Source organism: Streptosporangium sp. NPDC051023 (assembly GCF_040689595.1).
GTDB lineage: Bacteria > Actinomycetota > Actinomycetes > Streptosporangiales > Streptosporangiaceae > Streptosporangium.
Map to the genome: position 1 here is coordinate 1 of NZ_JBFBCE010000121.1, position 22,980 is coordinate 22,980.

Below are 22,980 nucleotides of genomic sequence, written 5' to 3' on the forward strand. Positions count from 1 at the left end.
GCCGGGCGGCCCACCGGGCCGCGGCTGGGGGGAGCCGCGCCCCTTTCCGGATGCGGGGGATCAGCCGTTACAGCGAGCGGGTCGGCCGCTGTAGGCGCAGTGCCGTACGGGCGGGCCGTGGTGGCCGGGGCGCCGTGCGGGCGGGTGGGCCGCTGCGGGCCGGGCCGTACGGGGTCAGCCGCTGTAGACCGGGTAACCGTAGCCGACGACCTGGGAGGTCGGCCGGACGCGCTGCTCGACCTTGCCGTTGCCGGTGTTGCCCTCGATCGTGGTGATCGTGCCGTCGCCGTTGTCCTTCTTCACGAAGCCGACGTGGTCGATGCCGTCGAGGTCCTTGCTGCCCTGCCAGTCGAAGTAGACGACCGCGCCGGGCTTGGGGGTGGTGCCCCAGTGGTCGTGCTCCTTGAACCACTTGGCGTGGGTGACGGTGTAGGCGTCCCAGCCCACGGTGGGGCGGATGCCGGCGTGCTCGCCGACCCAGGAGACGAACATCGCGCACCAGGGGGCGTTGGCGTAGTCCCGGATGCGGCCGCCGTCGCGGGCCGTGGTCTCCTTGGCGCGCTCGGTGGACATGTACCAGGACTGGAACTTGGTGCCGCCGCCCTGGGCGTTCTCGCTGACGCCGATCTGCCGGGCCGCGAGGTCCAGGACCTGCTGGGCGGTCACCTTGGGCAGGCGCTCGGCCTCGGTCTGGAGCGTGGTCTTCGAGGTCTGGACCTCGGGGTTCTGGGCGCTGACGGGCGCGTGGTCCAGGGTGTCCGCCAAGGCGGCGGGGCCTGCGGCGATCCCGCCCGCGAGGGCGATGGACGTTCCGAGGATGATGCGGGCCAGGTAGTGCGTCTTGGGGGTGGAGGTAAGGCGGTGCTTGGCCATGAGGGGACTACTCCTTGCGTCGCTTCCATGCCGCCTACCGGGTTAGCTGACGGGTTCGGGCTGGAAAGTGCCCTACAGCGCTGATGCGCTGATTCACCCCAAAAACTTGGTTCCCCGGTTCCGCGAAACTCGCGGATTCGGCGGCCGTGTCCATCAGGCGGAAGTCCCACCTGGCAGAGCACGGTCGGGCAATGTGCTGGCAATGCGTTGACCTGCGAAGGTCTAGGCGTTCGCCACGAATTCGTTGAACGTACGTGAACCGGACAGACGATTACAAGTCCGGCACATTGCCTTGGCTTGGGAATAGCCCGAAATTGGGCGGGAAAACCGGGCTGGTTTTTGCGCCCCCGCGCCCGCGCCGATCTTTGGCGCGGTGCTGGAAACCCCTGTGGGAAAGGGCGTTCCGGTACGGCGCGGCCGAAGAGGAGTGGCCGGAGGTCGCCGTCTCCGCCACCCTCGCCCAGGCAAACGTAGATCTTTTCCCCAAACAGGTTTTCGCCTGGTCAAGAGGGGGGTTCTTTACCGGCGGCCGTGTCCGCGGGGAGCAGGTCCCCGCCTCCGACCGGGGCGGCAGGATGACGCCGTGGGCTACGGGGCCGCGTGATCGCCGTGAACCGTACGCCGGTGAGCTCCTCGGACGTTTCCCACAACCGTCGTGCCAGGGCCTCGTCCAGCGCGTCGGCCGAGGGGGTCAGTGTTTTCGGGCCGGGGCCGACGTACAGGCCGCCGGTCACGCCGGGAGCGGTGGCGGCGTAGAGAGACGGGACGGCCCCTTTCTCCGGCGGCTGGAGCGCCAGGCGCATGAGGGCGCCGACCGGCTTGGTGAGCACGCCCGGCCGCATGATGTCGGTGGCCGTCGCCCCGGGGTGGGCGGCCAGGCTGAGCAGCCTTTTCCCCGCCAGGCGCTGCAGTTCCAGCGTGAACAGCAGGTTGGCCAGCTTGGACCTGCCGTAGGCGGTAAAGCGCCGGTAGCCGCGTTCGAACTCCAGGTCGTCGAAGTCGATCCTGCCCACCCTGTGCGCGTCGCTCGAGACCGTGACGACTCGGGCCTCCGGCGTGGCCAGTAGGTGGGGCAGTAGCAGGCCGGTCAGGGCGAAGTGTCCCAGGTGGTTGGTGCCGAACTGCATCTCGAAGCCGTCGGCCGTGGTCCGCCGGGGGATCATGCCGATGCCCGCGTTGTTGACCAGCAGGTCCAGGGGCTCGTCGAAGGCGTCGGCGAACGCCCGTACCGAGCCGAGGTCGGCCAGGTCGAGGTGTCTGAGCTCGACCCGCCCATCCGGGACCGCCGCCCTGACCGTGCCGAGCGCCGCCTCGCCTTTGGCTGGATCACGCGCGGTCATGATCACCTTGGCGCCGCGCTCCGCCAGGCGCAGGGCAGTCGGCAGCCCGATCCCGCCACTGGCGCCGGTGACCAGCGCGGTTCTGCCAGCCAGGTTAGGAATGTCGGCAGAAGTCCACATAAATCAATCTCCAAAAGATGTGGTGTACGAAACCGTTTCGTACGGAAACGTAGATCGCCGGTCCCCAGCCCGCAAGTGGGTGTATTCGGGTGTTCACCCGCAGTTCCCGGGCGTGTAAGACATCCGGGTTACGGTGAGGCAGTCGTGAACGGGTCATCGCCCGGCGTGGAGGACGGTCGAGACCACGCGCGGGAGCAGGGTTCGGCCATTGCCTGGGTGGAGTCCCCGCTGCAGATGCTCTGCGCCGTGGAGGCCCACCATTCCGGGTTGCTCGGCGCACACGCCCTGGTGGTGCCCAGGGCCAAACTGCGTCCGCTGGCGGTAACCCGCCGCGAGATCGTCAGGCTCGGTCTGCCCGCGGGGCTCGAGCTTGCCGTGCCGGCGCCCGAGATGCCCAGGCCTCATCGGGGCGTGAGCTGGGCGGTCGGCGACGCCTTCTCCGGCAAGGTCCAGGCGGGCTGGCTCACCGCCCTCCCCGGGCGGATCGTCATCGTCGACGACGGGCTGGCCACGATCAGGCTCCTCGAACTGCTCACCGGGCGGATCGGAACGCCCCTGCTGAGGGCGAGGGCAACGGCGAGCCCGCTCAGGAAGGTCCTCGGCGCCGCCGCGGGCATGCGGCTGCGGGCCGCCGCCCGCTCGGGCCGCCTGTCGATCTTCACGGCGCTGCCCGTCCCCGCGGATCTGGCGCGAGCCGTACGCGACAAGGGTGCCGAGCTGATCACCCACGACTTCGCCTGGCTCAGGTCGCAGCCCCTGCGCAAGCCGGGCCCCGAGGAGCGCACCGTCGTCCTCGGCACCTCGCTGGTCCGCAACGGCCTCATCCACCGCGACCGCTACTTCACCTGGCTGGCCGGGCTCGGCTCGGCCGAACCGGTCGCCTACTTCCCGCATCGCAGGGAAGACCCCAACGACCTCGCCCGGGTCAGGGAACAGCCCGGGATCACCGTCTACGACGGTGGGGCCCCCGCCGAGATGACCCTGCGGGGCCTGGGCGCGCAGCAGCGCGTCCTGAGCCTGCCGTCGACCGCGGTCACGTCCCTGCGTGTCCTGCTGTCGGCCCGCGGCGTCGCCGTGGAGACCGTGGACGTCCCCGACGAGTGGTGGACGGCCCAGGCCGCCCCCTCCCTCCGTTCCCACCTTTCGATGTTCGCCCATCACGACACTGGAGTCACAGGTTGAAGGTCCTGGCCGTGGCCGACTCGGATTCCTACCTGAAGTGGGCCGCCTACCTGCTGGAGGGCCTGCCCTCCGGCTGTACGGCGGAGCTGACGGTGGTCCGCACCCCCATCACGCCCTCCCCGGCGCAGATCCACGCGGCCGTGGCCGGCGCGGCCACCGATCCGCCCGTGCTGTCCGCCAGGGCCCTGCGCAAGGCGGCGGAGCGGTTCAGGCCGGACGTGGTGCTGGTCGCCTGCACGGGACCCGTGGTCGACGTGCTGGTCAGCGAGGTGCTGGCGGATCTTCAGCCAAGGCCGGTCTTCGTCTCGGGCCTGCCGGGCATCTCCATTCCGGCGACGGAGAAGGCATGGATCTTCCGCAGCGGATGTGACCTGTTCGTCCTGCACAGCGGACGGGAGGTCGAGGAGTTCTCGGCGATCGGCAAGGAACTCGGCGGCGGCGGGGCGATCGGCCTCACCCGGCTGCCGTTCCTGCACAACGGCGAGGAGGTCCCCGTCACGGGGCCCCGCAACCGCGTGGTGTTCGCCACCCAGGCCAAGGTGCCCAAGCGCAGGGAGGACCGCGAGCTGATCCTGCTCGCGCTGGCCGATCTCGCGGCGCGGCGCCCCGACCTGGACGTGGTCGTCAAGCTCCGCGCCCTGGACAACGAGCGTCAGACGCACAACGAACGCCACCACTACCAGCGACTGTGGCAGTCGCTTGAGGGCGAGGGCCGGGTCCGTCCCGGCGCGGTGCGGTTCGCGGTAGGCCCCATGCACGAGCACCTGGCGCACGCGGCCGGCTTCGTCACCGTCAGCTCGACCGCGGCGCTTGAGGCGATCGCCCAGTCGGTACCGCTGCTGGTGTTGTCGGACTTCGGGGTCAGCGCCGAGATGATCAACCTGGTCTTCGAGGGCAGCGGCCTGCTCGGCACCCTGGAGGACCTGGCCCAGGGCCGTTTCCGCACGCCGGACCCCGCGTGGTGCCGGGCGAACTACTTCCACCCGCAGGGCGAGAGCGACTGGGTCTCCCAGATGGTCGCATTGGTCGGCCAGGCCCGCTCCGGGCGTCTCGTCCCCGCCAGTTCCCTGCTGGACGGCCCGCAGTACGCCGCCGCCCGCCGCCGGGCTCGCCTGCGCGTCGAGGTGCCACCCAATGTGCTGCGCGTCGGCTACCGAGCCAAGCGCCGGATGCGCCGCTATCTCAATGTCTTCTGATCGGTGACGCCTGGCAGTACGGCAGCGCCCCCTCACGGTGCGAACGGCCTTGGGCCGGTGACCGGAGGGGGCGTGTCCAACAGGCGTGCGCGGCGGACAGCTGGGTCAGGAGAGGGCCTTGGAGAGGCGGCGGCGGAGTTTGCCCAGGGTGCTTGATTCCTGGGCGGACGTGGGGATCAGCTCGAGTGCGGCCAGGCGCTGCCGCTTGAAGTAGCGGGCCGTGTCGTTCGCCTGGACGTAGGCGGAGGCCTGCTCGCGCAGCCCCGGATGGGAGCCGCTCTGCATGCAGTAGCCGACCGCGCTGACCAGAGCCTGCAGGTCAACCGGGGGAGGCTCCTCCAGCGACCCGTCCGGTGACAGGCGTGGGAGCAGGGCGTCGGTGATCGTGACCGGGATCCGGTTGCTGTTCTCGTACGGCGCCAGCCGTTCCAGGACCAGCCCGCCCCCGACCGTCGCCACCGGCAGCCCAAACTGCTTTCTCGCGGTGATCAGGGCGGTGGAGAAGCATCCGACGACCATCTTGGGCCTGAGCGCCGCGAAGCACGACTCCGCGGGAACGGCCTCTCCCACGACCGTCAGCGTCACCCCCAGCTCCCTGGCCGTCTCGCGGAGCTGCTGGGCGTGACGCCGCCCGCCCGCGGGGTGCGGCTTGAACAGCGCGTCGCGGAACCCCCTGGCGGCCAGGCCCCGCAGCATGTCCGCGTGGAGCCCGGCCTCCTCGTCCTGGGTGACGATGTCGAGCGCGGACAGATACTGGCCGAGGATTATCGGCTGCCCCTTGGGAAGGCCTTCCGTGCCGCGTGCAAGCCGTTCCGCCTGCGCGATCACCTCCAGGAAGGCCTGGTCGGGGAGGGTGCCCGCGGGCACGCCGTACTCGGAGAGCAGCAGCGGTGACAGGCCGGGCACCAGGTCGAGGTGGAGCAGGCGGGTGATCCGCCCCGAGATCTCCTGAGGGAGGGGATCACGGGTCGGGCCGTAGCTCATCAGGCCGTCGGAGTAGACCGTGATCGGACAGTCCTTGATCAGACCGGCGATGGTCCTGGCGGGCGGCACCGCGATGGACTCCAGGACCAGCTCATCCGGCCCCTCGTCGAGGGAGAGATGGGACCGCAGCAGGCGGCCCAGCATCGGGACCTCGATGATGCGGGCCTTCCAGTCGGACGGGTGCAGCGGGGCCACGATGTCGTTCCACGACCACACCTCGTCGAAGTGCGACCGCAGCGCGGCGAAGCCGGGCGCCTGGTCCAGGGACGGGGTGATCTCCGGGATCGCCGCGTTGTTGGAGACCAGCAGGATCCTGCGTCCCCGGTGCGGCCCGAAGCGGCCCTCGTTGATCGCCGTCCCCAGCGTCATCGCGCCGAACAAGGTCGAGGCGTAGAACAGCTGCGTCATCGGGCCTCCAACAGCCTCTGCAGGATCTGGTCGCGTTCCGGTTCCAGACGGCCCGCGGCGTACAGGTCGGGGGGCAGCCGCCTGAGGGCGTCGGCGCCGCGCTTTTCGAAGCGGGCGCGTAGTTCGGGGGAGAAACGGTCGGCCAGCTCCAGGTGGTGGGCCAGGAGCGCGCAGAAGGTGCGCACGGCCTTCGGGGTGAACTCCTCCTCCAGACCGGCGAAGACCAGGTCGAAGGCGTCGAAGAAGTGCAACTGCCTGGCGTCGCCGATCTGGGTCAGCGAGCCCGCGACCATCCTCCGGTAGAACAGTCCGGCCAGTGAGACCACCGCGAACGAGCCCGCCTGCCGGTGTAGCCGCCAGATCCACGGCCGGTCCTCCGCGGTGTGCAGGTGCCCGGGAAAGGTCAGCAGGTCCCCCAGGTCCCTGCGGTAGATCCCGGCCCACGCGTAGGGGTAGTCGACCATCGTCTTCACCCCGACGGGCAGGATATGGTCGCGCGGCTTCAGCACCATCTCGCGAGTGGCCAGCGGCGCCCTGTGGATCACCCGCTTGCGGCCCTCGGCCTGGATGTGGTCCACCCGGACGAAGTCGCACCCGAGCCGCTCGATCGCTCCGACCAGCTCGCCGAGATAACCGGGCGCCAGCCAGTCGTCGCCGTCCATGAAGGTCACATAACGGCCGGAGGCCAGCGAGACCCCGAGGTTGCGGGCGTCGGCCAGCCCGACCGGCGTCTCGTTGCGCAACGCGACAAGGCCGGGCAGGTCATTGCGGAAGTCCTCGATGATCTGCCCGGTCGCGTCGGCCGATCCGTCGTCAACCACGATGAACTCGAAGTCCCTGTGCGCGTTCCTGCTCAGCGAGGTGAGCGCGTCGGAGATGTAGAGCTCGGCGTCCCTGACCGGGACGACGACGGACAGCTTGATCAACTTTTTCTTTCCCTATTGAGATTGGTCACCATTGAGGTCGATCACCACGTTCCCCCCAGGCAGTTTGTACCGCGTGGGGGGAACGCCGGTGTCCGGGACAGTCATGGCCTGGCCGAACCGGTCGGCCGGGACTGGTTGTGGCTTGGCCGACTACACAGTCACTCGGCGCAGCCGCGACTTCGGCGCCTCCTCGCCCGGGAAGACCCGCTTGACGCCGTCGCCGAGGGCAGTCTCGATGATGCGGATGTCGCGGACCAGGTGCTCCAGGCCCGACGGCTCCAGCGAGGCGGCGTGGTCCGAACCCCACATGGTGCGGTCCAGCGTGATGTGGCGCTCGACGGTCACCGCGCCCAGGGTCACCGCGGCCAGCGAGATCTGCAGGCCGCGCTCGTGGCCGGAGTAGCCGACAGGCACGCCGTACCGCTCCTGGAGGGTGACGATCGTGCGGAGGTTGGCCTCCTCGGGCGGGAGCGGGTAGGTGGAGGTCGCGTGCATCAACACCAGCTTGGAGGTGCCGAGAACCTCCACCGCCCTGTCGATCTCCTCGAGCGTGGACATGCCGGTGGACAGGATGATCGGCTTGCCGGTCGCGGCCAGGGCGCGCAGCAGCTCCAGGTCGGTCACGCTGGCCGAGGCGACCTTGTGGGTGACCACGTCCATGGCCTCGAGGAAGTCGACCGACGGCACGTCCCACGGCGAGGCGAACCAGTGCAGGCCGCGCTCCTCGCAGTACTTGGCGATCTCGGTGTACTCGTCAAGGCCGAACTCGGTCCTGATCTTGTACTCCATGTAGGTCATCTCGCCCCACGGAGTCTGGCGGATCTGGTCGCGCTGCTCCAGCGGCACGCAGATCTCCGGCGTGCGCTTTTGGAACTTGACCGCCTGGCAGCCCGCGTCGGCGGCCACGTCGATGAGCTTGCGTGCGATGTCCAGGTCGCCGTTGTGGTTGATGCCGATCTCGCCGATCACGTAGACGGGCTGGCCCGCGCCGACCAGCGCGTCGCCGATCTGGACCGGCTTGGCGACCGGGGTGAGCCGCAGCTCGGCCCTGGGGGCGGCCACCGGCGCCGACTCGGGCACCGGACGGGCCGCGAGGACCCGGTCGCACAGCTCCCGTACGGCTCCGGCCCCGCCGGGCCTGGTCAGCACGGTCCTGGCGGCGGCGCGGACCTTGGGGTGGGCGTCGGGCACCGTGACGGGCCAGCCGACGTCGCCCATCGGGCCGAGGTCGTTGACGTCGTTGCCGATGTAGGCGACGCGGGCCGGGTCGATGCCCTCGATGGCCAGCCAGTCGCGCAGCACGGTCTGCTTGTCGGTCAGGCCCTGCAGGACCGGCACGCCGAGCTTGCGGGCACGGGCGGCGACCACCGGGTTCTGCTCGGTCGACATGATCATCAGCTTGACGCCGGCCCTGCGCAGCAGCGAGATGCCCATGCCGTCCGAGCGGCTGACCACGACCATCTCGCGGCCGTCCTGGTCGACGTAGGCGCGGTCGTCGGTGTGCACCCCGTCGAAGTCGGTGATCACGGCGTCCACGTCGATCGGCTCCGGCTCGTCGACGAACGGCGCCAGCGCCCTGACGATCTCCAGGTCCTCGGGGGTGTCGACCTCGATGGCGTGCCGAGACGGGACGGGCTGCACGGCGACGGCGCCGAAGAAGCGGTGCCCGTGCTCGCGCAGGCCCTCGGTACGCATCACGTAGAACGCGCCGGTCTCGCGGAAGTCGGGCTCGCGGTCCTGGCGGCGCGGACGGGAGGACGGGTCGTGGTTGATGCCCGCGCCTGCCGCGTTCCACAGGAACTCGTGCGTCTCGAGCCCGGAGAACACCACGTCGGCGGTGCCGTCGAGGACCTTGACGATCGCGCTGTCCAGGTTGGCGGGGTCAATGAACGCGCTGGTGCACTGCACCAGGACGACCACGTCCGGGGTGTCGGACAGATGGTCGAGCACGTGCAGCACGGCCGACTCGCTGGAGGCGGTCGCGCCGCTCAGCTCCTCGGGACGTTCGATCACGGTCGCCCCGGCGCCGCGAGCCACTTCGGCGATCCCCTTGTGGTCGGTGCTGACCACTACCTCGTCGATCAGCTCGGCCCGCATGCAGGCCTTCACCGCACGGGCGACCAGTGGAGTGCCGCCGACCGCGGCCAGGTTCTTCAGCGGGACGCCCGCTGAACCTCCACGGGCGGGGACAACGGCCAGGACTCGCAAGGTGGCTCCTCGTGACATACGGCAAATGCCCCTGAGCTGGGGCGTTTTAGGAACGCTAGCCACGAGGGTGACCGGATAGGGGTGACTGAGTTGAACGTCCAGAGTCGGCCGTCTTAACTTTCCGGACTACCAGGAGCTCCAACACGGAGGGCAGTGTGCGCGGCACCGAACGCTCCGCCGTAAGCCCATTCCGAGAAGGGGCCTGCTCTCCCGCACGATGACCGGCTCAGACCTTGGCGCCGATGGACTCCATGAGCATGGGGAGCGCGCGCTCCAGGCCACGCCTCCAGTACGGCCAGCTGTGCGTGCCCGGCCCATAGAAGTCGATTGTGATCTGGTCGCCGTTCGCCCTCGCCCGTTCGGCAAAGGTCTCCGCCTGGCGCAGCAGGGACGTTTCCCCCCGGTCCTGCGCGGTGCCCGGGGGATCCAGCAGTCCCGGGGTGCCGTCTCCGCAGGAGACGAAGAGCCGCAGGCCGCGCAGCCTGTCGGTGAGATCGGCGGGGTTGTGCGCGCTCCAGTCGGGGTCTCCGGGGTCGCCCCAGAGGTCGGCGGAGTCCTCGTTGTACTGGCCGAGCAGCCAGTCGACGCCGCCGTTGCCGTCGAGGGTGTTCAGCACGCCGGAGAAGGAGGCGGCCGCCTGGAACATCCCCGGATGGCGGGCCGCGTAGCTCATCGCGCCGAGCCCGCCCATGGACAGTCCCGCGACCGCTCGCCGGTTCCCGGCCCCGTAGTCGCGTTCGAGGACCCGGCGGACCTCCACGAGGTGGAAGGTCTCCCAGCCGGGCCCGTCCTGCCAGTCGGAGTAGAAGCCGACGGCGCCGACCTCGGGGATGACCACGATGGCGGGGTAGGGCGCGGTGAGCCTGGCCGCCTCCCCCTGGGTCGCCCAGGCGTCGTACTCGCTCTGGCAGCATCCGTTGAGCAGGTACAGCACCGGCCATGGCCCGGACCCGGGACGCCATCCGCTGGGCAGCAGCACCCGCACCGTGCCCGTGCGCCCCAGCGCGGAGGAGGTGATCGTGAGCACGTGGTCGCGCTCACTCAGACGGCTGACCTGGACGTCCTGTCCGCGCTCGTGCAACGAGCCCTCTGAGGAGAAGGGCATCAGCAGGGCCAGGAGCACGGCCACCACCGCTGCTCCCGCGGCCAGGAAAACCCAGAGGCGTACGGCTGTGCGGTTCACATGGCCAATCCTGGCGGCTCTTCGCGGCGGCAGGAAGCTCACCGCGCCCGCGTCGTGGCACGGCCCCCGGCGCGTCGCTCCGGTCCCGGTCTTCCTGCCGCCCCGTGGGGAGAGGCGGCGGCCCCGTGTTTGCGCACGCCGTGACGGTTCACGCGGGGCTGCCGGGGTAGGTCGGTGCCACCGATCCTTTCCCGGAGGTGGGGGCGGGCGAAGGGAGCGAGGGATGCGCGGGCTCGTGTGGATGAAGGACGGGGGCGCCGAGTACGCCGAGGTGAACCTCGGGGCCGAGCTGACGGCGGTCGGGGTGGCCATCGGCACGGACCCCATGCCCTATCGCCTCGAGTACACCCTGCGCACCCTGCCCGGATACGTCACCGAGTTGCTGTCGGTGCGGGCTCACGGCGCGGACTGGCACAGGGCCCTCGACCTGCGCCGCTCGGCCCACGGCACCTGGTCGTGCGAGACCAAGGAGGAAGGGCGCCTGGAAGGCCCGCCGCCCGGCGGGGATATGAACGTCCTGAACGGCGCACTCGACTGCGACCTCGGACTTTCACCGCTGACGAACACCATGCCGGTGCTCCGTCACGGTCTCGCGGCCTGTGAGGGGCGGATGGACCTGATCATGGCCTGGGTCCTGGTCCCCCACCTGCACGTGCTCTGCCATCCCCAGCGCTACACCCACCTGGCCCCGAACAGCGTGCGCTTCGAGAGTGAGGGTTTCAGCGCCGACCTCACCCTCGACGACGACGGGATCGTCACCGAGTACCCGGGCCTGGCCACTCTGATGACCGGCGGGACATCCCCGCAGGGATGACAGACGGGGTGTCTTCGCAGGGATGACCGGCGCCACGCCGCGTCATCCCGCTCCCGGGGCGCCGTGCCATGGTGACCGGCCCTCTCATGGTGCGGGCCGTACGAAGACGGCCACCGTCCGCGCGGGAACACTCAGCGTCCCGGTGCCGGGATCGAAGGCCGACTGTTTCACGACGGGGTCGTCGCAGGCCGTCTGGACGGGGTGCAGCGTCACCTCGGCGCCCTCCAGCGCGGCCACGGCCCGCGCCTGGGTCTCCGGTGTCGCGTTGAAGACGACGGTCACCGACGTCCAGCGGGGATCGAGCCCCGAGGTGTCCAGGTGCATGGTCAGGACTCCCGGGATCTCGCACGCGCCGCCAGGGGGAAAGGTCAGCCGTCTCTGCACCTCGGCCAGGGAGCCGAGCGCGAAGCCGGGGGAGGAGGAACGGATCCTCAGCAGTTCGCCGTACCGGGCCCTGGCCGAGCGGATCGCCGCGCAGTCCGGCCTGAGGGCGGGATCGGCGAGCAGCGGCCGGGCATAGTCCCACTTGCCCTCGTTGTCGGCCCTGGGAGGCAGGCCCGCGCCGAACCCGTTGCCCTGTGCGCAGTCCCACAGCAGCCGGTTGAACCAGTCGCCCGAGTTGTAGGAGTTGCGATCGAAGGACTTCGAGCGGAGCCGCTCGCTGCCCGCATGCACGAACGCGACGCCCTGCCCCAGCACCACCGTGGCCAGCGACAGCGTCTGCATCCGCACCCGGTCGGCCATGGTCGTCGACCGGGGCAGCTTGTAGGCCAGCGCGTCGAACAACGTCTCGTTGTCGTGGGCGTCGACGTAGGTCACGACCTCGCCGGGCGCGGCGGCGTATCCGGCGGGGGCGCCGTTGTAGTCCACCTCGGAGCCCCTGACCTGCCTGCCGTCCGAGGCGGTGAACGCGTAGTCGCGCAGGTTGCCGGTGAGTCCCACCTTGATCAGGTCCTGGTAGTACAGGAGACGGTCCCGCTGCTGCTCCGGACCGCCGTTCGCGGGTGACCCGTTGGGCGCCCCCGCCAAGCCGGAACCGAACCCCTGCACCCCGGGATCGGCGTCGAACGGGCTGCCGCCGCGCACCGCGTCGCGCAGCCGGTCGCTGAAGGTGCCGATGCCGGTGCCCGCCATGGTGAACTGGGTCGCCTGCTCGAAACGGGCGCCGCCCGCGACCTCGCCGAAGTCCCAGCCCTCGCCGTACAGGATGACCGATGCACCGTCCACGCCGTCCTCGGCGGGGGTGAGCCGGTCCAGGGCCTCGCGGACCGCGAGCAGGTTCGCCTTCGGGTGGTGACCCATCAGGTCGAACCTGAAGCCGTCCACCTTGTACTCGCGGGCCCAGGTGACGACGGAGTCGACCACCAGCCTGCCCATCATGGCGTGCTCGGGCGCGGTGTTGGCGCAGCAGGTCGAGGTGGCCCGCGCGCCGTCGTCGAGCAGCCGGTGGTAGTAGCCGGGCACGATGCGGTCGAGCACGGAGCCGGGCTCCTGGCCCGCGGCGTAGGTGTGGTTGTAGACCACGTCCATGACCACCCGCAGCCCGGCCCCGTTCAGCCCGGCGACCATCCCCCTGAACTCCCTGATCCGCGCCGCCCCCTCGGGGGCCGAGGCGTAGGAGCCCTCGGGCACGGTGTAGTGCAGCGGGTCGTAGCCCCAGTTGAAGGAATCCCTCGCCGCCGCCTGGGCTATGCGGGCCTGCTGCTGCTCCGAGTCGGCGGGCATCGCGGCCAGGTCGCCGTCCGGCTCGGTGCGGTCCGCCCTCCTGTCGGGAACGGTGGCGAAGTCGAAGACCGGCAGCAGGTGCACATGGGTCAGACCGTCCTCCACGAGGCCGCGCAGCTCCGCCATCCCCGCCGAGTCGCGGGCGAACGCGGCGTAGGTGCCCCGCAGATCGGCGGGAACGGAGAGGTCGGAGGCGGAGAAGTCACGCACGTGCAGCTCATGGATCGACGCCCGGTGCTGGGGGACGGCGGGGGGTTTCGGCAGGCAGGACCAGCCGTCCGGTGCCAGGGACGGGTCCGCGAGGTTCACGAGCTGGCTGCGGGCCGAGTCCGTGGACAGCGACAGGCTGTAGGGGTCGGTGACCTCGTTGGTGACGACCCCGCCCGCGGCCGGGGAGTAAACCGTGACCAGGAAGGTGTAGTAGCGCCCCCGCCACGAGGGCGCTCCGGTGACCGACCACACGCCCGTCTCATCGTCGCGCCGCATCCGGTGCACGGTACGGCTCCCGCCAGGAGAGCCGTCGTACAGCGCCAGTTCCACCTCGCGGGCGGTCGGTGCCCAGACCGAGAGCCTCGGCTTCCCGCCGTCCCAGACCGGGCCGAGCTCGGCGCGGGCCGCCCCGGCGTAGACGTCGTCAAGCACGCCGGGAAGCTGCACGCCCGTCGCGGCCAGCAGCGCGCCCGAGACGTCCCGCTGCGCGGCCACGACCTGGCCGCGCAGCGCCAGGGGGACGAGACCCGCGTCACGTGGATCGACCGTGAAGGCGGCGTGCCGGGCCAGGTGGGGCCATCCGGCCCGCTGCGCGTCCGTGAGCGCGCCGGGGGACAGACGGATGACTCCGAGACCGCCGGTCAGATCCCCGTCCGCGTACGCGATGCCGCCCTCGCCGGAGAAGACCAGGCTGTGGTCGAGCCCGGAGGACGGCTCCGTCCCCCAGACGACGGTGCCCCGGTCGATCCAGTGCGCCCACGCCTGACCCAGGTCGGTGTCGGCGCGCGGGACCTGTGGCCGGGGCGGCGCACCGGGCAGCGGCCGTCCACCGCCCGCGGCGGCCGCGCCTGCCTCCCGCTCCTCCCGGTCCGTCCCGGCCCGGTCATGTCCCCGGCCGTCCTGCAGGTCGTTCGTCTCACCTTCGCGGGTGATGTGGCTCACGTTCCCGGTCCCCTCGGTCAAGGGGACGCGGAGGCGGACTGTCGCCTTCGTACTGCCCACGGGTTTTGAAGGGGGACGGCCCGCTCGGTTCGAGCGGCCGTTTCACCCCGCGGGTACGGTCCCCTGCCTTCGTCGTTCCCCGCACGGCGGCGGTAATGCGAGATCACCGTGTTCATCGCGGTGTTCATCACTGTGTTCATCGCCGCGGTGGCCGGTACCGGTGAGTGGGACGGGGGAACCACGGCCGGGCACGCTGCGGTTGCCTGGACCGACTGGCGGTGCGGGAGGCTGTGGTATGGCACGTGCGACGGGTCCCGGACAGTGGGACGGTGAGCACGGCGCGGTGACGGGCCTGCGCGTGCCTCCCGCATGCCGTCCCGGTCCGGGCGGCCCGATCATGGTCTTTACCGGCGAAGTCATCTGGAACATGGTCAGAAACGACGAAACGTGAATCAAGGAGCGTCCATGCAGTCCTCCACGAACCCCCCACGCCGCCGGCGTGTGGTTGCACTGGCACTGGCCACCCTCGCCGCGGCCACGGTGACGGTCAGCACGGGTACGGCGGGCGCCGACGCCGGGCCCGCGGACAGGCCCGCGGGCAACGGCGCCGTCCACGGCCAGCGCGGCAAGCTCCTCACCGTCCGCCCGCTGACCGGCTCGGCGGCGCTTCCCAGCGCGGCCCGCAACTGGTTCGTCACCTACGTGTCCGAGGACGCGAAGGGCAAGCGCGTCACGGTCTCCGGGACGGTCTCGCTGCCCAGGACGCGGCCGCCCGCGGGCGGCTGGCCGGTGATCAGCTGGGCGCACGGCACGACCGGCACCGCGGACGCGTGCGCCCCCTCGGCGGACAGCCCGACCGGCCCCGTCCACGACTACCTGTCGGTCATGGACCAGACGCGTGACGCCTGGGTGGCGCACGGCTTCGCCGTGGTGCAGACCGACTACGAGGGACTCGGCACGCCGGGCGAGCATCCGTACATGAACGGCCGCAGCGACGCGAACACGGTGCTGGACATGGTGCGCGCCGCGCGCAACCTGGACCACCGGGTCGGCCGCGGCTGGTTCGCGGTCGGGCACAGCCAGGGCGGTCACGCCGCGCTGTTCGCCGCCGCCGCGGAGAACACACGCCAGGACGTGAAGCTGCTGGGCGCGGTGGCGATCGCTCCCGGCGGTGTGGGACTGAGCCAGACCGCCCCCTACATCCAGGCAGGCGGCGCGGGAGCCCAGGCGGCCCTGGCCTTCCTGCCCACGATCCTCATCGGCGCGTCCGCCGCCGATCCCGCCGTCGATCCCGACGCGCTCCTGACGGACGCGGCGAAGCCCCTGCTCACGGTCGCCAGGAAGGGCTGCCTGGCGCAGATCCGTGAGGTGGCCGCGACGATCCCGGTCAACAACGTCTTCGTGCCGGGGGCCGACCTCGGACCGCTCACCCGCTATCTGCAGACGCAGGATCCCACGGGCATCGAGGTGCGGGTCCCCACCCTCGTCGCCCAGGGCACCACCGACGTCCTGGTGCCGAAGCAGACGACGGACTACCTGGTCAGCACCATGTGCGCGAAGGCGAAGAAGGTCAGCTACCGCGTCTACTCCGGAGCCGACCACCGGGGGGCGGTCGCCGCCTCCTTCGACGACGCCCTCGAGTTCGTCAACACCCTGCGTTCCGGGCAGACCCCGGCGAGCACCTGCTGAGGCCTCCGGGGCAGCGTGATCGGCGGGGCCGCAATTCCTGCAAGCCCTTCCAGGGATTTTCGGAAGTCTGAGATGTCGGCGGTGACGGCCGGTCAACGCCGGACGAAGTAAAAGCACAGGTGGTAACCGATATATCACTTGATATCTGGAGATTCTATGGCGCCTCCTGTGGCATAGGAGGCGCCATAACTTCTGTCTTTACGTTGATCTGTAACAAGTTTGCAGACTCTTGCAGAAAATTCTTCCGTTGAGGCTCACGCCCGCGTAACGTCCGGCGTACCCTGCCCCAGCTCCGCGGTCCGCCGCCGGACCCGCGGCGGGGGCCGCCACGTCGTGGGGCCGCCAGGCGCCACGACCTGACAGTCGTCTGATCGGGGGACCGCCATGACCGAGCTCGTCCGTGCTGACCATCCCAGCGAGACCGCCGCCCGCTGGTGGCGTGACGCGGTGATTTACCAGGTCTACGTGCGCAGCTTCGCCGACGGTAACGGGGATGGGATCGGCGACCTGCTGGGCGTGCGGAGCCGCCTGGGCTACCTGGCGGACCTGGGGGTGGACGCGATCTGGCTGACCCCGTTCTACACCTCGCCGATGGCCGACTTCGGCTACGACGTCGCGGACTACCGGGACGTCGACCCGATCTTCGGGTCGCTGGCCGACGCCGCCGCCCTCATCGACGACGCGCACCGGCATGGCCTGCGTGTGATCGTCGACGTCGTGCCCAACCACACCTCGGACCAGCACGCCTGGTTCCGGCAGGCGGTGGCCGCGGGCCCGGGCAGCCCCGAGCGGGAGCGCTATGTCTTCCGCCCCGGCAAGGGCGAGGAGGGGGAACTGCCGCCGAACGACTGGGAGTCGATCTTCGGTGGCCGCGCGTGGACCCGGCTGCCGGACGGCGAGTGGTACCTCCATCTGTTCGCCCCGGAGCAGCCCGACCTGAACTGGGAGAACCCCGAGGTCCATGCGGAGTTCGAGTCGATCCTGAGGTTCTGGCTCGACCTGGGGGTCGACGGCTTCCGCGTCGACGTGGCGCACGGCATGGTCAAGGCGGAGGGCCTGCCCGACGTCGGCCACCCCGACCAGGTCCGGATGATCGGCGCCGACGTGGTTCCGTTCTTCGACCAGGACGGCGTTCACGAGATTCACCGGGCCTGGCGCAGGCTGCTCGACTCCTATCCCGGCGAGCGCATCGGCGTCGCCGAGGCCTGGGCGCCGTCTCCGCAGCGGCTTGCCGACTACGTCCGCCCCGACGAGCTGCACCAAGCCTTCAACTTCCACTTTCTCACCACCCCGTGGGACGCGGCCAGGTTCCGTGCGGTGATTCAGGAGTCGCTGGACACGGCCGGGCTGGTCGGCGCGCCCAGCACCTGGGTTCTGTCGAACCACGACGTCAAGCGGCACGTCACCCGCTACGGCGGCGGCGAGGCCGGCCTGCGCAGGTCACGCGCCGCGGCGCTGCTGACGCTCTCCCTGCCTGGCTCCGCCTACCTCTACCAGGGTGAGGAACTCGGTCTGCCCGAGGTCCTCGACCTGCCGGAGGAGTTCCTGCGCGACCCCCAGCGGCTGCGTGACCCCGACGACGGCAGGGACGGCTGCCGGGTGCCCATCCCGTGGGTCGACGCCGAGCCGCACTTCGGCTTCAGCCTGCCCGGTAGCGAGGAGCCCTGGCTGCCCATGCCGGCCTCGTGGGGCCCGCTCAGCGTCCGCTCGCAGCTGGCGGACCCGCTGTCCACGATCAGCCTGTACCGGCACGCGCTGCGCGTCAGGCGTGCGCTGCGGTCCTTCGACGACGCCCCGCTGCGGTGGCTTGACTCCCCTGAGGGGACGCTGGCCTTCAGCCGCGGCGAGAGGTTCGCCTGCACGCTCAACCTGACCGGGGAACCCGCCGAGCTGCCCCTCCCGGGACGTGTCCTGCTGGCCAGCGCGGAGCCGGTCGTTGAGGGTGGTGTGGCGCGGCTCGCCCCCGATTCCGCGGTCTGGTGGGAACGCGGCGACGCGTGAGAGCCGTACGGCGTCGCGTGCCGGTCGCCCGGAGGCGTGATACGTGCTCCCCGCCGGGCAATGGCACCCTCAACGCCGGTGAAAGAGTTGTAACGGTTCGCTGGGGGGTCGCTCCCTCGATGGCCCGGCGAGGACCTGGTGTGCCAGGATCTGCGCTGACCAGCTGATCGTCACACAGCGATGGAGCGTGCCCACATGGAGTCGACCCGGCGGTGGACCGTTCCCGTCCTGACGGCGTTCGCGGCGGGCGGGTTGCTCGTCGTGGTCCCCGGGGCCGCCGGAGCCGGGGAGGGCCGGGCCTACTACGTCGACTCCAGGGGCGGCGACGACTCGGCGCCGGGCACCTCGCCCGCGAAGGCATGGCGTTCCCTGGACAACGTCAACGCGGCCAGGCTGCGCCCGGGCGACGTCGTGCGCCTCAAGCGTGGCGGGAACTGGAACGGGTCTCTGACGCTCGCTGCCAGGGGAACCGCCGCCAAGCCCGTCGTGGTCGAGCCGTACGGCAAGGGCTCGACCCCGAGGATCAGCGGCGCCGAGGAGAGCTGCGTGGTGATCAGCGGCTCCTACCTCCGGGTCACCGGGCTGCGCGCGAGCGGCTGCCAGTGGGCCGGTTTCGAGGTGACCGGCGACCGCAACGAGCTGGACGGCGTCCTGGCCGATCGCAACGTCAGCGGCATCAACATCATCGGCGCCCACAACGTCGTCAAGAACAGCGTGCTGACCCGCAACGACCGCATGAGCGTCAACGACAGCGGGGGTGACAACGACTCCGGCGCCTTCGGCGTTCTGCTCAACGGGGACGACAACGTGATCACCGACAACGTGATCACCGGTAGTTACGCGGCGAGCCAGGACTACATCACCGATGGCGCGGCCGTCGAGGTGTTCAACGGCGACCGCAACCTTGTCACCAGGAACATCGCCCGCGACAACGAGACCTTCGTCGAGCTGGGGGCGGAGAAGGGGAAGACCGCGACGGGGAACGTGTTCGCCTACAACGTGGTGACCTCCTCTCGCAAGCGGGGTTCCTTCCTGGTCACCCGTGGCCCCGGTCACGTGGTCGGCCCGGTGATCGGCACGGTCGCCGTGCAGAACTCGGTCTACCTGCCCGCCCGCGACACCATCGGCTGGTCCTGTCACGACGGCTGCTCGCCCGGCATCCTCAGGCTGCGCAACAACGTCATCGTGGTCGGCGGCCAGATGGGATACGAGGACGGCAAGGGCGCGGACGAAGGCGGCAGCGTCTACCAGGGCAGGTCCCGCAAGTTCAAACTGGGCCCGAAATCCGTCGTGGCCGACCCCCGCTTCCGCAGTCACGACGACCTGCGCCTCGGCCCCGCCTCCCCGGCGCGCGGCCGGGGCCTGAAGCTCGACCCCTCCTGGTACGGCGGCGCTGCCCCGGCCCACGACCTGGCGGGGAACTCGCTGTCCGGGACCCCCGACGCGGGTGCCTACCAGAACTAAGCTTTTCGGACTTAAGGTCTTATCCTGGACATCTCCCCGGAACCTCCGTGAAACCTGTCTAGGACACCCTGTGTCCAGAGAGAGGTGGTCGACGATGATGTTGCGGCTAAGGGTGTCCTTCCCCGACAGGCCAGGGACCCTGGGGCAGGTGGCCCGGGTGCTCGGCACGCTGGGCGCCGACATTCTCCAGGTGACGGTGCTGGAACGAGAGGCGGGGCGGGCCGTGGACGACTTCACGGTCTCCTGGCCGGGCCCCTTCGACGCGGACGGCATCCGAGACCGTCTTTCCGCCGTGCCCGGCATCCGCGTCGAGGCCGTCTGGCCGACCAGGGAGATCCCCGGGGTCGCTCCCGACTACGACCTGCTGAAGCACGTGGCCTCCGACCCGGGGCGGGCCTTCGCCACCCTGGTCGACGCCATCCCCGACCTGGTGAGCGCCGAATGGGCGGTCGCCGTCTCCTCGGAGAGCGGTGAGCTGGTCCACCGGAGCTGGCAGGCCCCGCAGTCTCTCGACGAGGAGGGCGGCCTCTCCGGTGTCAAGACGGCCGACCTCACCTCCCTGCGCCCCTCGGCGCTCACCGCGGGCCGCCACCGGTTCATGAGTCTTCCCGTCCCCGGCGCGAGCCTCCACCTGGTTCTCGCCCGCACGGAGGGGCCGTCGTTTCACCGCGCGGAGCTTGACCGCGCGATCCGCGTCGTGGAGATCGTCTCCATCATCAGCCGCTGACCTCACGCACCCGCGGCACGCCCGGCGCGGCACGCCCGGCGCGGCGTGCCCAGTGGTGCGGGGTGCTCAGCGGCGCGGTGCCTTCAGCGGCGCGCCGGGTCGATGCGAGAGCCGTCGCCGGTGAAGAGCATCAGGCGGCTGGCGTCGACGCCGACCCGCGCGGGCTCGCCCGCCCGCCAGACGGGGCGCGCGCCGAGCCGGACGATGAGATCGGCCCTGCGGTGGGTGCCGCTCGCCTGCTCGTGCTCCTGCTCCTGCTCGGGCTCGGCGGACCGTCCGGGAAGCAGCCTGCGCAGGGCGGCCATGGCCCGGCCGCCGGGCGCGGAGGCGGCCAGCGAGCGGGCGTGGTGGCGGGGGTCGGGAGGCTCGGGGACGGCGACCGACTGGATGCCGCTTTCGACATAGGCGAGCCACTCGTGGCCGTGGTACTCCAGCGCCCTGACCCGGCCGAAGAAGGTGGGGCCCTCGAAGGTCTCGGGCACCGGGGCGAGGCAGTCCGGCCGCAGGCCGACGATGATCTGGTGGCCGACGTGCTGGGATATGACGTAGGCCCTGGGATCGGTCCAGGGAATCGTGATCTGGTGCGGGCCGAAGTCCAGCAGGATGAACTGGTTCTGCGGGGTCTTGACGGTGGCCGACAGCAGGTTGAGCTGCTGGGAGTTGAGGAAGGCCGCGGTGAAGGCGGTCGCTGGATCGTTGTAGACCTGACCCGGGGTGCCCAGGTCCTGGAGCACGCCGCGGTTCATGATGGCGATGCGGTCGGCCAGCGTCAGGGCCTCGACCTGGTCGTGGGTGACGTAGATGGTGGTCACGCCGAGGGAGCGGACCAGCGAGGAGATCTCCATGCGCATCTCGGTGCGCATGCCCGCGTCGAGGTTGGACAGCGGTTCGTCCATCAAGAACAGGGAGGGCTGGCGGACGATCGCCCTGCCCATCGCGACGCGCTGGCGCTGGCCGCCGGAGAGCGTTCCAGGTCGGCGTTCGAGGGTCTCGTCGATGTGCAGGGCCTTCGACAGCTCGGTCACCCTCTCCCGCACCAGGGCGGGGTCGGCCTTGGCGATCTCCAGGGGAAAGGCCATGTTGCCCCGCACGGTGCGGTGCGGATAGAGTGCGCCATTCTGGAAGACCATGGCGACGTCGCGGTCACGCGGAGCGAGATCGTTGGCCAGGGTTCCGCCGAGCCACAGATCCCCCGAGGTGACTTCCTCAAGACCCGCGATCATCCGCAGCAATGTGGACTTGCCGCATCCCGAGGGCCCGAGCAGGACAAGGAACTCCCCGTTTTCGGCGCGCAGGTTGATGCGGTCAACCGCGAGGTACCCGCCAGGGTAGACCTTTGTCACATTGTCGAGGACGACGGTACTCATGCGCGCTCGTTCCTCCCGGGCTCCGCTGCCCGGATCCAGCCGTGTGATTGATGAGGTAGTACATCGCGACACTTGCCTGCATGTCCATAGATGTCGTTAGAAATCGCACATCTCCAGGTCACTTCGTCGTCTCCGAGCGGCTGCCTTCACGATGACAGGGTTCAGGTGCTGATCGTGACAACGGGTTGCGGGTGTTACAGTTTGCGAAAAGTTTCGCGAACGACTTTCACGTCCCAGGGGCCGAATGCCGTCTGGCTTGCGCCCCGCTCGGTCGCATGGTGGGGTGCTTCTGGTGGACGGTGAACTCCCGCGGGTCCCTCGGTCCCGCCTCGACGGCAGTGTCAGGTTGTCCGACATCGCCACACAGGCGGGGGTGAGCGAGGCCACGGTCAGCCGGGTGCTGAACGGCAGGCCAGGAGTCTCGGCGGCGACCAGGCAGGCGGTCTTGGCGGCGCTGGACATGATGGGCTACGAACGTCCGCAGCGGTCGCGCCAGCGCAGCAACGGGCTCGTCGGGCTGGTGACCCCGGAGCTGGACAACCCGATTTTCCCCGCCTTCGCCCAGGCGATCGAGAAGGCGCTGACCCAGCACGGCTACACGCCGGTGCTGTGCACTCAGCTGCCGGGCGGCGCTCCTGAGGACGAGTTCACCGAGCTGCTGATGGACAGGGGAGCCAGCGGCATCGTCTTCGTTTCGGGGCTGCACGCGGACACCACGGCCGACGTGGAGCGTTACACCCGCCTGGTCGGCCGCGGGCTGCCGATCGTCCTGCTCGACGGGTACAGTGACCGGATCGACGCGCCGTTCATCTCGCCGGACGACAGGGCGGCGGCACGGCTGGCCGTACAGCACCTGGTCGACCTCGGGCACGAGCGGATCGGCCTGGCCCTCGGGCCGCGCCGGTTCGTGCCGGTGATCCGCAAGATCGAGGGGTACCGCCAGGCGATGGCGCAGCTGCTCGGCGCGACAGAGGTCGACGAGCTGATCTCGCACTCGCTGTTCTCCGTAGAGGGTGGTCAGGCGGCCGCGACCCGGCTGCTCGAGCGGGGGTGCACCGGGGTCGTCTGCGCCTCCGACCTGATGGCGCTGGGCGCGATCAGGGCATGCCGGGACCGGGGGTTCTCCGTGCCCGCCGACGTCTCGGTCGTGGGGTTCGACGACTCGCCGCTGATCGCCTTCACCGACCCGCCGCTGACCACCGTCCGCAAGCCCATCGGCGCGATGGCCTCGGCCGCCGTCGCGACCCTGATCGAGGAGATCAACGGCACTCGGAGCAGGCACGTCGAGCTAATCTTCCAGCCCGAGCTGGTCGTGCGCCGCTCGACCGGCTCTGGTCCGCTCGTGAACCGCTGAGGTGTGTTTGCCTGGGGCGTCGGGCTGGGCTGGGTTCGCGCTGGGGTTCGTGGGTTCGGACTGGGCTGGGTTCGGGGTGGGTGGTTTGCGCTGGGCTGGGTTCGGGGTGGGTGGTTTGCGCTGGGCTGGGTTCGGGGTGGGTGGGTTCGCGCTGGGCCGGGTTCGGGGTGGGTGGGTTCGCGCTGCGGGGGGCGGGTGGTCCGGCCGGCCGTCGTTGGTTGCGGTCTGGGTGGTTCAGGCCTTCGGCCTGGCGGGCGCGGTGGCGCG

Annotated in this window: 16 protein-coding genes and 1 riboswitch; of the genes, 8 read left to right on the forward strand and 8 right to left on the reverse strand. The window is 70.4% G+C overall.

Annotated features, from left to right (window positions below; genetic code table 11):
- Positions 1-174 precede the first annotated feature (174 nt).
- Positions 175-873: a CHAP domain-containing protein gene (locus AB0395_RS43670; protein ID WP_366292810.1), complete on the reverse strand. Its 699-nt coding sequence runs from the start codon at positions 871-873 to the stop codon at positions 175-177.
- A gap of 16 nt (positions 874-889) precedes the next feature.
- Positions 890-1,026: riboswitch (cyclic di-AMP (ydaO/yuaA leader) on the reverse strand.
- Positions 1,027-1,376: 350 nt separating this feature from the next.
- Complete coding sequence (locus AB0395_RS43675) at positions 1,377-2,333, reverse strand: oxidoreductase (RefSeq protein WP_366292813.1); 957 nt, start codon at positions 2,331-2,333, stop codon at positions 1,377-1,379.
- A 144-nt stretch (positions 2,334-2,477) separates the two neighbouring features.
- Here AB0395_RS43675 and AB0395_RS43680 point away from each other — a divergent pair, with 144 nt between their 5' ends.
- Together AB0395_RS43680 and AB0395_RS43685 are read left to right on the forward strand one after the other, a co-directional pair.
- The gene (locus AB0395_RS43680) at positions 2,478-3,515 is read left to right on the forward strand and encodes a hypothetical protein (protein ID WP_366292815.1); all 1,038 of its coding nucleotides are present in this window, start codon (positions 2,478-2,480) and stop codon (positions 3,513-3,515) included.
- 11 nt (positions 3,516-3,526) lie between these two features.
- Entirely contained in the window at positions 3,527-4,711 is a 1,185-nt protein-coding gene (locus tag AB0395_RS43685) for a DUF6716 putative glycosyltransferase (protein ID WP_366292818.1), read from the forward strand.
- Between the two features lie 105 nt (positions 4,712-4,816).
- Here the strand turns inward: AB0395_RS43685 and AB0395_RS43690 are convergent, their stop codons facing one another.
- The 4 genes from AB0395_RS43690 to AB0395_RS43705 all read right to left on the reverse strand — a co-directional run bounded on the left by AB0395_RS43690 (position 4,817) and on the right by AB0395_RS43705 (position 10,420).
- Entirely contained in the window at positions 4,817-6,103 is a 1,287-nt protein-coding gene (locus AB0395_RS43690) for a polysialyltransferase family glycosyltransferase (RefSeq protein ID WP_366292820.1), read from the reverse strand.
- The gene (locus AB0395_RS43695) at positions 6,100-7,029 is read right to left on the reverse strand and encodes a glycosyltransferase family 2 protein (protein WP_366292823.1); all 930 of its coding nucleotides are present in this window, start codon (positions 7,027-7,029) and stop codon (positions 6,100-6,102) included. Before AB0395_RS43695 ends, AB0395_RS43690 begins: the two co-directional genes overlap by 4 nt.
- 150 nt (positions 7,030-7,179) lie before the next feature.
- On the reverse strand, positions 7,180-9,237 hold the full coding sequence (locus AB0395_RS43700) for an N-acetylneuraminate synthase family protein (RefSeq protein WP_366292826.1): 2,058 nt from the start codon (positions 9,235-9,237) through the stop codon (positions 7,180-7,182).
- Between the two features lie 226 nt (positions 9,238-9,463).
- Positions 9,464-10,420, reverse strand: a complete 957-nt coding sequence (locus tag AB0395_RS43705) for an alpha/beta hydrolase family protein (protein ID WP_366292829.1) — start codon at positions 10,418-10,420, stop codon at positions 9,464-9,466.
- A 223-nt stretch (positions 10,421-10,643) separates the two neighbouring features.
- On the opposite strand from AB0395_RS43705, the gene AB0395_RS43710 reads away from it, so the two are divergent.
- Entirely contained in the window at positions 10,644-11,234 is a 591-nt protein-coding gene (locus AB0395_RS43710; RefSeq protein WP_366292831.1) for a putative glycolipid-binding domain-containing protein, read from the forward strand.
- A gap of 84 nt (positions 11,235-11,318) precedes the next feature.
- Here the strand turns inward: AB0395_RS43710 and pulA are convergent, their stop codons facing one another.
- A complete protein-coding gene (gene pulA, locus AB0395_RS43715; RefSeq protein ID WP_366292834.1) occupies positions 11,319-14,111 on the reverse strand; it encodes a pullulanase-type alpha-1,6-glucosidase in 2,793 nt (930 codons plus the stop codon).
- 465 nt (positions 14,112-14,576) lie between these two features.
- On the opposite strand from pulA, the gene AB0395_RS43720 reads away from it, so the two are divergent.
- The 4 genes from AB0395_RS43720 (at position 14,577) to AB0395_RS43735 (ending at position 19,992) form a co-directional block, all read left to right on the forward strand.
- Positions 14,577-15,800 (forward strand): lipase family protein, encoded by a 1,224-nt coding sequence (locus AB0395_RS43720; protein WP_366292837.1) that lies wholly within the window; start codon positions 14,577-14,579, stop codon positions 15,798-15,800.
- A gap of 384 nt (positions 15,801-16,184) precedes the next feature.
- Positions 16,185-17,801: a glycoside hydrolase family 13 protein gene (locus tag AB0395_RS43725; RefSeq protein WP_366292840.1), complete on the forward strand. Its 1,617-nt coding sequence runs from the start codon at positions 16,185-16,187 to the stop codon at positions 17,799-17,801.
- 195 nt (positions 17,802-17,996) lie between these two features.
- A complete protein-coding gene (locus AB0395_RS43730; protein ID WP_366292842.1) occupies positions 17,997-19,265 on the forward strand; it encodes a hypothetical protein in 1,269 nt (422 codons plus the stop codon).
- 94 nt (positions 19,266-19,359) lie between these two features.
- Entirely contained in the window at positions 19,360-19,992 is a 633-nt protein-coding gene (locus AB0395_RS43735) for an amino acid-binding protein (RefSeq protein ID WP_366292845.1), read from the forward strand.
- A gap of 83 nt (positions 19,993-20,075) precedes the next feature.
- Here the strand turns inward: AB0395_RS43735 and AB0395_RS43740 are convergent, their stop codons facing one another.
- On the reverse strand, positions 20,076-21,359 hold the full coding sequence (locus tag AB0395_RS43740) for an ATP-binding cassette domain-containing protein (protein WP_366292848.1): 1,284 nt from the start codon (positions 21,357-21,359) through the stop codon (positions 20,076-20,078).
- Between the two features lie 292 nt (positions 21,360-21,651).
- Here AB0395_RS43740 and AB0395_RS43745 point away from each other — a divergent pair, with 292 nt between their 5' ends.
- Complete coding sequence (locus AB0395_RS43745; RefSeq protein ID WP_366292851.1) at positions 21,652-22,713, forward strand: LacI family DNA-binding transcriptional regulator; 1,062 nt, start codon at positions 21,652-21,654, stop codon at positions 22,711-22,713.
- The last annotated feature ends 267 nt before the right edge of the window (positions 22,714-22,980 follow it).